This is a genomic window from Psychrobacter sp. NC44 (assembly GCF_904846655.1).
Taxonomy (GTDB): Bacteria; Pseudomonadota; Gammaproteobacteria; order Pseudomonadales; family Moraxellaceae; genus Psychrobacter.
Genome location: NZ_CAJHBN010000028.1, coordinates 1 through 8,973, shown reverse-complemented (window position 1 = coordinate 8,973; position 8,973 = coordinate 1). Strand labels below are relative to the sequence as shown.

Sequence of the window (8,973 nt, the reverse complement as noted above, 5' to 3'; positions counted from 1 at the left end):
GGTTTGTTTGTACCAACTTAATCTGCTCTTTCTCATATGACTATCCTAGATTATTTTACTTATCTAGGACAGCCCCTTTTTAAATTACTCATAGTGGCTCCTTATTTGGTTCTTATATAATTAGACAGCTTTATGCCATTCAAACTTTTGGAAAGGCTTGTCGATTGGCGTGTTGGCCAAATGGTTGGTGTAGTTGCTCATCACTTTTTGAGCCGCTGCAAGAACCACTTCTAAAATCTGACGTTTAGTAAAGCCTGCATCTAAGAATGCTTGCACTGCGTCATCATTTACATTACCACGATCACGAACGACCGATAGCGTAAAGTCGTGTAATGCTTCTAGTTTTTCAGTTGGTAGAGGTGTCTCATTACGTAATGAATCAGTGATTGCGTCATCCACTTTCATGCTTTTTGCGATACCAGTATGAGCGGGTACACAGTAATGGCACTCATGTTCGACGTTGATGGTTTGCCATACAACAGTGGTTTCCTCATCATCAAAACTGCTGTCTAAAAACAGTTGATGTAGCTGTTGATAGCCTTCGAGCAAGCCAGGCGCTTCAGCCATCACAGCGTGTAGGTTAGGTACCATGCCAAATGCATTGATTGAGTTGTCTAGTAATGCTTGGCTTGCTTCTGGGGCTGTGTCTTTGTCGTGTAGAGTGAAGTCAGTCATATTAAAACCTTTTATTCATTATTAATAAATTGTTGTAAAGTAAGTGTGCAAGTGACTAAAGAGCCAAACATTTATTTGAGCGATTACTCATATTAATCAATGGAATTTACTTGAGTCGCTTAACAACTGCAGCCACTATAATTCATTTTGAGCAATCGTTCAAATAATATTTGAGTGAATGCTCAAGTTGTTTGTAACTTTGACTTACATTCAAAGCTAGGCGGCATCGCGACAGTTATTTGTTTTTCTTAACCAAGTCATTGCTAAATGGCATTGTCAACAATCCCCATAGCGAGGCATTTTGTTTGGCTTCTGGGTATTCTTTTAGCCCAATATCTAGCTCATTATCAGACTGCTTTGCTTCACCCTTATAACTACCAAAAATCCAATCCCACCAAATGACACTAAAGCCATAATTTGAGTTGGTTTCACTGACGCGTTGGCTATGGTGAATACGGTGCAAAATCTGGGTCATTAATATTAATCGCAGCGGTTTTTCAAGCGAAGGTGGCAGGCGAATATTGGCATGGTTAAATATCGCTAAGCCATTTAACGCAATCTCAAATATCAATACGGCGATGGCAGGAACGCCCAACAAGCTGACGGCAACGAGCTTCACTAGAATGCTTAAAACGATTTCAATGGGATGAAATCTAAGCCCTGTACTGGCATCGACATGTGCATCAGCGTGATGGACTTTATGCAGACGCCATAGCATAGGCACGCGGTGAAATAATCGATGCTGCCAGTAAATGATGATGTCGAGCAATATTAAGCTTATTATGATGACGACAATGCTTGGCAAATTGATGATATTAAATAGACCAATCCCATGCTGCTGATTATAAAGCGCCACAGCCGTTAGACCGACAGGCACCGCTAGACGAGCAATAACGGATGACGCAAACACCAAGCCAAAGTTAGCGAACCAGCGTTTGCTGCTTTTGATCGGTGCTTGACGTGCAGGCATGCGCCATTCTATCAGCATCATAATCACTAAAATGCTTAAAAAGAACCCAAGCCGCCACCATACTTCGTTAGTCATTAGCTGCCTCTTAACTTATTATATTTATATACTGTTTTTATCTATTTCTAGCTGTTTAAGGGTATGGTAGCCACCATGGATACGGGTAAAAATCGTAATTGCGCAAGCAGTGGCAAAAATGCTGGCGAGTAATACAAAGTGCTGTGGCCACAGGCAAAAAGCGACAAACAGTGCGATGGTTTCGGTGCCCTCAGTCAAACCGTTTAAATAATAAAAACTCTTATATTTAAACTGCGGTTTATTCAGTGTAAACTTTTCCGCAGCAATGGCAAACGCTAAGAAGCTAGAGCCTGTGCCAATAAAGGTCGCGAGTAATAAAGCGCCAGCAATGGCATTCTGTTCAGGATTTGCCAATATAAAACCCAGCGGGATGGCGGCATAAAATAAAAAGTCGAGCGTAATATCTAAGTAGCCGCCTGCGCTAGAGCTTTGCTTTGCATAACGGGCTAAAGCGCCATCAAGACCATCAAAAATACGATTTAATGCAATGGCTGCCAGTGCGCCATACCAAAGCTCAAACGCCAGTAATGGCACCGCTAACATACCGATTAAAAAGCCTGCCACCGTGAGTTGATCAGCCGTAATACCGCGTTTGTGCAAGACAACGACGACAGGGCTTAGTATCGGCTTAATCATGGGCGTAAGAAATTTATCTAGCATGCGCTTGCCTTTTGTATTTCGCTTTGATGTTTAGAATTTAGATCTACAAGTTTAAAAGTATAAGCCTAAAACTACAGGTCTAAATGAATAACTTTACCGTTTGCGGCCTCAGCATCGCTATAATCGTGCGTGACCATGATGGCGGGAAGTTTATGAGTGCGGATTTGCTCAAACACCAGTTGCCGCGTATCTACTCGAAGTTGGGTATCAAGCTTGCTAAAAGGCTCATCAAGTAGTATCGCTTTTGGTGCGCTGAGCAAGGTGCGCAGTAGCGCCACTCGTGCTTGTTGTCCGCCCGATAAATTATCAGGATGGCGATCTCCCATGCCTGCTAGCCCCACTTGTGCCAGCGCTTGTTCTATTTTTTCACGGCGCTGTTTTTTATTACTTTTAGGCATCGCAAACGCAATATTACCTGCGACCGATAAATGCGAAAACAGTAGGGCATCTTGATACAGTACCCCAATATGCCGCAGATGCGTCGGCAGATGGCTTACATTTTCATCATTTAACCAGACCTCACCAATAGCGGTAAAACCATTTGGCAATATACCTGTGAGCCAATTCAATAAACTCGATTTACCACTGCCAGATGGACCCATGATGGTTAGTATTTCACCACCAGCAATCTGCTCATCTAGGCTGAGTAGTAGCTCGCCTTTTCGATATAACTGTAAGTTTTTTATCTGTAAAGAGGATTGCATCAAAGGCCCTTTTCTTTGCGTTTTTATTATTAGGTATTTTCAAAATTAGTGCTATTTAGAATCAGTGCTCTTCAAAACGAATATATTTTAAAAAACGTTTTAACGGCTGCTATTTTTACCACTTTTAAAGAAGTACTTTGGCAATATCCACGCCAATATAAAGCCAACTAAGGGTAGCGCCATTTGGATGATGGCATACACTGCACTGGTGCGTCTACTGGCACCATTAGCGAGGGTTACGGCTTCTGTGGTGATGGTGGCGATTCGTCCGCCACCTGCCAATAATGTCGGTAAGTATTGACCAAAGCTAATGGCTAAACCAAGGGCAATGGCAATTAACAACGGCGCAAACAGTTGTGGTAATTTCACCTGCAAAAATACTCTAGCAGGAGTTGCACCAAGGCTTGCCGCTACATGAGCAAAACGAGGGTCTAGACGTCGATAACTGCTAGCAAGCGATAAAAACACATAGGGCAGCACAAAGAGCAGATGGGCAAATGCCACATTAAAAAATGCCGTTTGATTATTCACCAGTTGCTGTAGCCAAACCAACCCAAATAGAAAGGCAATACTGGGCACTAATAGCGGTAAATAGATAATAAAACTGGTAAATGTTGAAAGTGGCTTTTGACTTAATTGCTCAGCTTCCAAACATAACAATGTCAGCACAATGGCAAATATCGTACTCACGATACCGATCGTAATGGTATTAAATAATGGCGTACTCATTTGCGTAAAGGCGCTTTGAAAATGCAATAACACCAACTGCTCTGGCAATACGGCTGGAAAGCGCCAAAAACCAGCCACTGACCACATTACCAGCCCAATGAGCGCTAGCAAGATAAAGCCAATCACCACAGCGGTCAACGCTGCGGTGATTTTTTGCCATAGTGCATCGGCATAGCTGCGCTTGCCATTGACCAACGTGCGATTAAAGCAATTTTTTATTGCTCTCTCGCTACCAAGCCACAAGGCGATTAAACTACCCGTCAAAGCGAGCTGTAATAACGCGCCCGCCGAGGCTTTTATACGTAAGTTTAAATCAACATCGTTAAACCATTGCATGATAGTGACCGCCAGCGTTGGCGGCGTGTTTGGACCGAGTATCAATGGCATCTCTACGCTGGCACTAGCATAGGCGAGCACGGCTAAGATAGGCAAACGTAAAAAAGGATAGAGGACAGGAAGTACCGCTTTAAAAAAGGCAGTAATGGGGTAATAGCCGAGATTTAACGCGACTTTATACTGCTGACGTAGCTTTTTACCAAGCTCTAGTTGTGCCAAAGCGCCTAGTGCCATGAGTAATAAAAATGGCAGCTCTTTCAACGTCAAACCCAAGATAATACTGATGCCGTAGGGGTCATGTGGAAATATACCGTCTGGAGCCAATTCCCAGCCACTTAGCCATGGTGATATAAGGCGTGAAAACATACCAGAAGGCGCAATTAAAAAACCAACCGCAATGGCTGCTGCTGCATGAGGAATGACCAAGATTGGACTAAGTAAATGCTCAATACGGGTCAGCCAAACGCTATTAAAAAACGCCGCCAAAATCATTAAGGTCATGACAAAAGCGAGTAACGTACTTATCAATCCAGTAGCGATACTTAAAGCGACCATTTGAGTAAGACCAGGCGTCTGCCAAAGATCATGAAAGCCTTGTAGACTAACAGTCGTTTGCTCAAGTGCAGGCACCCAGCTAAAGGCAGGTAACAGCACGCAAACCAAACCACCGAGTACCGGCAATATCAGTAGCAGCAGTAAAAATGTCGGACTCAAGGAGACGATACGCGTAAATAGATCAGTTTTATAAGGCGCGGTTATGCCAGTAATTGTTGCAGAATGGACTTTTTCTTTTGCCGTTTTATTATTAGTATTTTTACTCATGGGCTGACCCCATAACGCGCTTGCCAGCCTTGCATAATGGCATCAACCCAGCTTGGATGTGGTTCACTCACGGTACGTTTGATGCTATCAAAGGGCAGGGCGCTAGGGTGTGGTTTATTGTCTTTGAATAGCGCTTGTTGTTCAGGATTGAGCGTAGAGGGAACGAGTACGGTTTTATCACCCCATATATCAGAGGTTTGCTTTTTGGCCTGTGCTTCTGGGCTCATTAAAAAGTTTGCCACTAGCTGCGCGGCTTGCGGATGGCTGGCGTTATAAGGAATGGCCACAAAATGGGTGTTACTTAAGCTGCCATCACTCATTGCATAGCTACGAATGCTCTCGGGTAAGTCATAACGCTGCACGGCCGCGGGTACTTCAGGTGCAGAAAAAGTAAAGGCCAAACTCAGCTCGGTATCATCGACCAAACGCCGCATGTGCGCGCCCGTTTGCACAAATTGCTCACCCTTGCGCCATAAGGTGGGATGCAAGTCATCTAAAAACGTCCATAAAGGAGCTAATATAATATCTGTATTTTGCTCAGTGGCTGGCAGGTTGAGCTGTGCCTTGGTATTTTCACCTGTTTTAGCATCATGTTGCTCGTGTAGCATGACTAAGGCATATTTTAAAAAGCTCATGCCTAAAAAGTCAGGCGGCTTTGGATAGCTAAATCGTCCGGGGTTTTGCGCTGTCCAATTGACTAGCTGATTTAAAGTGGTTGGTGATTTGTTAGTTGATAAGCTGTCGTAATAAAAAGTCAGCGAGGCTTGTCCCCATGGCGCTTCCATACCATTGGTTGGTACACCAAAATCAAAGTTAACGGCCGGGTTATTGTCTGGATCGGTCAAGGCAAAGTTAGGCAGCTTATTTGCCCACTGTTTCAGCAATAATGAATTCTCACTCATGGTGGCAAAGTTGGCACCATTTATCCAGATGAGGTCAACGCTGCCTTTATCATTATTGTTGGCGGACTTTTCTGCGAGTACACGGCTGACGGCTTCACTAGTGTCGCTTAATTTAACATGAACCAAGTTAATATTATATTTATCATTGACTTGCTTGGCTGCCCACTGTAGATAAGCGTTGATCTGCGGGTCACCGCCCCATGCATAAAAGTAGACGTCTTGGTTTTCCCCTTGCGCCTCTATTTGCTGCCAAGATGATAAATTTTGATTAAGGTTACCAGTAGTGGGTGAGGCAGTGCTTGCTGATATACCAACACAAACGCTAAGCACCATAGCATAGGCGCTATAGCGGCTTAGATTTTTTAACATTGCCAAAGCTGGTAAAGATTTAATAACGTACATTTAAGTTTCCGTTATGATGATATGTTTTTAGCGCAGTTAATAAAAATTCAACTAGCCTCGACGCCATGTCTGGTATTTCTCAAGTAAGTTTAATATCGTTTCGGGCGCATGATTGCGTTTCCATTCACCAGCAGCGTACTTATTGCCCTCTGCCCACGTTGGATACATATGGATAGTGCCGAGTATTTTGTTCAATCCTAAGCCATGTTTCATCGCTAGTATAAATTCCGGCATGATATCCCCAGCATGTTCAGCGACGATGGTCACGCCGAGTATTTTATCTTTGCCTTTAGGCGTAATGACTTTGATAAAACCAGCATTGGCGCTTTCAGTTACCGCTCGATCTAAGTCTTTAAAGTCGTAGCGGGTAATCTCAAAATCGATGCCTTTTTCAACAGCCTCTTGCTCATTTAAGCCAACGCGTGCGACTTCTGGATCAATAAAAGTTGTCCATGGAATGACGCGGTAATCTACTTTAAATTTCTTTAGATGTCCAAATAAACCATTTACGGCAGCGTACCATGCCTGATGGGAGGCCACATGGGTAAATTGATAAGGACCAGCGACATCACCAGCGGCGTAGATATTAGGGTAAAGGGTTTCTAAATAGTCATCGGTATCAATCGTACGCTTCGTTTCGATGCCCAAATCTTCAAGACCATAACTTTCTAAGCGCGCACTACGTCCAACGGCACAGATTAACTCGTCATATTCAATAGCCATTTCTTGTTTGCCTGTATGGCTTTGCCCAGCTATATTGTCGCTTTGCGGTTCAACGATAATAAATTTTTTACCATCGCGCGCTTCACAGCGAATCGCTTGATGCGAGGTTAAAACGTTTACGCCGCTTTTCGTCAATGCTTGCTGTGCAAATTCTGAGACTTCTACGTCTTCTTTTTTCATGAGACGCGCGCCTCTTTCGATTTGGGTCACATTGGAGCCTAAGCGTGCAAAGGCTTGTGCCAACTCAGAGCCGACAGGCCCACCACCAAGGACGACCAGTTTTTTCGGTACTTCAGCAAGCTCAGTAAATGTATTCCACATGGTGTCGCTGGTCACATAACCCGTTTCTTCCAAACCCGGCAAATCTGGGATAAATGGACGCGCGCCAGTAGCGATAACAATGGAACGTGCGGTGAGTGTTTGCGTGCCGCCATCGTTTAGCGCAATCTCTACTGTCCACGGGTCGATGAATTTGGCATAGCCTTTTAGCACTTCGACACCTAAGTCCGTATAACGCTCGATGCTATCATTTGGGGCGATGTCAGCGATGACTTTATGGATGCGGGTCATGACGTTTTTAAATGAAAACTCTGGTGGCGTGTTTTCTAAGCCATAACGCTCAGCATGGCGCATTTGTTCTGCGACTTTTGCACTTTTAATCAGGGCTTTACTGGGTACACAGCCATAGTTTAAGCAGTCACCGCCCATCTCGCCTGCTTCGATTAAGGTTACTTTTGCTCGGACGGTCGCAGCAATATAGCTAGTGACTAGCCCGCCAGCACCAGCACCAATCACGATCATATTACGGTCGAATTTTTTTGGTTTGCTATAGTTTTTATAGACGCGGCGTTTTTTTAAGGTATTTAATATACTTTTGGCTATCAATGGAAAAAATCCTAACAGCACAAATGAGGCAATCAGATTAAACGATAAGATACCCGACAAGCTATCGATTCTCCCCAACTGTGTACCGGCATTGACGTAAACCAAGGTGCCAGCGAGCATACCGAGTTGGCTAACCCAATAAAACGTTCTCGCTTTGATAGCGGTGACACCCATCAATAAATTAATCAAAAAGAAGGGAAATATTGGCACTAAGCGCAGGGTAAATAAGTAGAAGCCACCTTCTTTTTCAACGCCAGCGTCAATGGCTGCTAAGCGTTCAGGAAAGCGCTGTTTAATCGTATTACGCAGCAAATAACGTGAAGTTAAAAAGGCCAGTGTTGCGCCAATACTGGAGGCAAATGAGGCGACCAGTAAACCTTGCCATAAGCCAAATAATGCACCAGCTGCCAAGGTTAAAATAGCGGCACCCGGTAAGGATAGGGCGGTGACGACGATATAAAGTAAAAAGAATCCACCGATAATCAATAGTGGTGATTGCATTTTATAGTCGTTAAATTGTGCCATTGAGCCTTTTAAGCCGTCAAGCGTCAGTAATTGATTGAGGTCAAAGTAGAAAAAGCTTGCTGCTAATATTAATATTAACAGTATTAACAATATTCTTTTAATCATAAAATATCCGGCTAAGTAGTAGAGCGAAGGCTAAAGTCATCGTCATTCTTTTATGATTAAGAACCTTGACCATGTTAGTGGTAATGACAAGTTAGTGGTAACGATAATTGCGTTAAGTTTTTTGCATGCTTTGTGCATTTCTATACAATAAAACAGCTAACTTAGTAGTCTTCATAGTATAGAGCTTGAGTTTCGGAGGCTAGTATTTATATTTTTGCATGTTCAACCCAGCCCAATCTAACGATAAATATGACTGATGTTTAGGCTAAAGAAACTTTTTTGCCCAAGGTTAAGGTATCCCAATCTCTCATTAAGAAAAGCGCCAAACACGCAGCCAACATCGGCCATGCTGCAAAGAACAACAAGTTATCAAAAGGCTTGAGATATAGTAAAACCCACTTAAAAGTGTTATAAAATAATTATCAAATCCAATTGCTATTATAAAGACCATGACTTACTC

The 8,973-nt window shown here is 43.3% G+C and carries 7 protein-coding genes; all 7 read right to left on the bottom strand.

Annotated features, from left to right (window positions below):
• Nucleotides 1-120: 120 nt before the first annotated feature.
• Nucleotides 121-675 (bottom strand): carboxymuconolactone decarboxylase family protein, encoded by a 555-nt coding sequence (locus tag JMX95_RS13410; protein ID WP_087814196.1) that lies wholly within the window; start codon nucleotides 673-675, stop codon nucleotides 121-123.
• 235 nt (nucleotides 676-910) lie between these two features.
• Complete coding sequence (locus JMX95_RS13405; protein ID WP_201561061.1) at nucleotides 911-1,720, bottom strand: sterol desaturase family protein; 810 nt, start codon at nucleotides 1,718-1,720, stop codon at nucleotides 911-913.
• Between the two features lie 24 nt (nucleotides 1,721-1,744).
• Nucleotides 1,745-2,380, bottom strand: coding sequence for a CDP-alcohol phosphatidyltransferase family protein (locus JMX95_RS13400; RefSeq protein ID WP_087814194.1), 636 nt, complete (start codon nucleotides 2,378-2,380; stop codon nucleotides 1,745-1,747).
• Between the two features lie 71 nt (nucleotides 2,381-2,451).
• Nucleotides 2,452-3,084, bottom strand: coding sequence for an ATP-binding cassette domain-containing protein (locus JMX95_RS13395; protein WP_201561060.1), 633 nt, complete (start codon nucleotides 3,082-3,084; stop codon nucleotides 2,452-2,454).
• A gap of 99 nt (nucleotides 3,085-3,183) precedes the next feature.
• A complete protein-coding gene (locus JMX95_RS13390; RefSeq protein WP_227676084.1) occupies nucleotides 3,184-4,971 on the bottom strand; it encodes an ABC transporter permease in 1,788 nt (595 codons plus the stop codon).
• Nucleotides 4,968-6,275: an ABC transporter substrate-binding protein gene (locus tag JMX95_RS13385; protein WP_087814192.1), complete on the bottom strand. Its 1,308-nt coding sequence runs from the start codon at nucleotides 6,273-6,275 to the stop codon at nucleotides 4,968-4,970. Before JMX95_RS13385 ends, JMX95_RS13390 begins: the two co-directional genes overlap by 4 nt.
• Before the next feature lie 51 nt (nucleotides 6,276-6,326).
• Complete coding sequence (locus JMX95_RS13380; RefSeq protein WP_087814191.1) at nucleotides 6,327-8,513, bottom strand: FAD-dependent oxidoreductase; 2,187 nt, start codon at nucleotides 8,511-8,513, stop codon at nucleotides 6,327-6,329.
• Nucleotides 8,514-8,973 lie beyond the last annotated feature (460 nt).

What these genes read in the sequence shown, in the direction of transcription:
- JMX95_RS13410 (WP_087814196.1), bottom strand. Translation starts at nt 675, where the DNA reads ATGACTGACTTCACTCTACACGACAAAGACACAGCCCCAGAAGCAAGC.
- JMX95_RS13405 (WP_201561061.1), bottom strand. Translation starts at nt 1,720, where the DNA reads ATGACTAACGAAGTATGGTGGCGGCTTGGGTTCTTTTTAAGCATTTTA.
- JMX95_RS13400 (WP_087814194.1), bottom strand. Translation starts at nt 2,380, where the DNA reads ATGCTAGATAAATTTCTTACGCCCATGATTAAGCCGATACTAAGCCCT.
- JMX95_RS13395 (WP_201561060.1), bottom strand. Translation starts at nt 3,084, where the DNA reads ATGCAATCCTCTTTACAGATAAAAAACTTACAGTTATATCGAAAAGGC.
- JMX95_RS13390 (WP_227676084.1), bottom strand. Translation starts at nt 4,971, where the DNA reads ATGAGTAAAAATACTAATAATAAAACGGCAAAAGAAAAAGTCCATTCT.
- JMX95_RS13385 (WP_087814192.1), bottom strand. Translation starts at nt 6,275, where the DNA reads ATGTACGTTATTAAATCTTTACCAGCTTTGGCAATGTTAAAAAATCTA.
- JMX95_RS13380 (WP_087814191.1), bottom strand. Translation starts at nt 8,513, where the DNA reads ATGATTAAAAGAATATTGTTAATACTGTTAATATTAATATTAGCAGCA.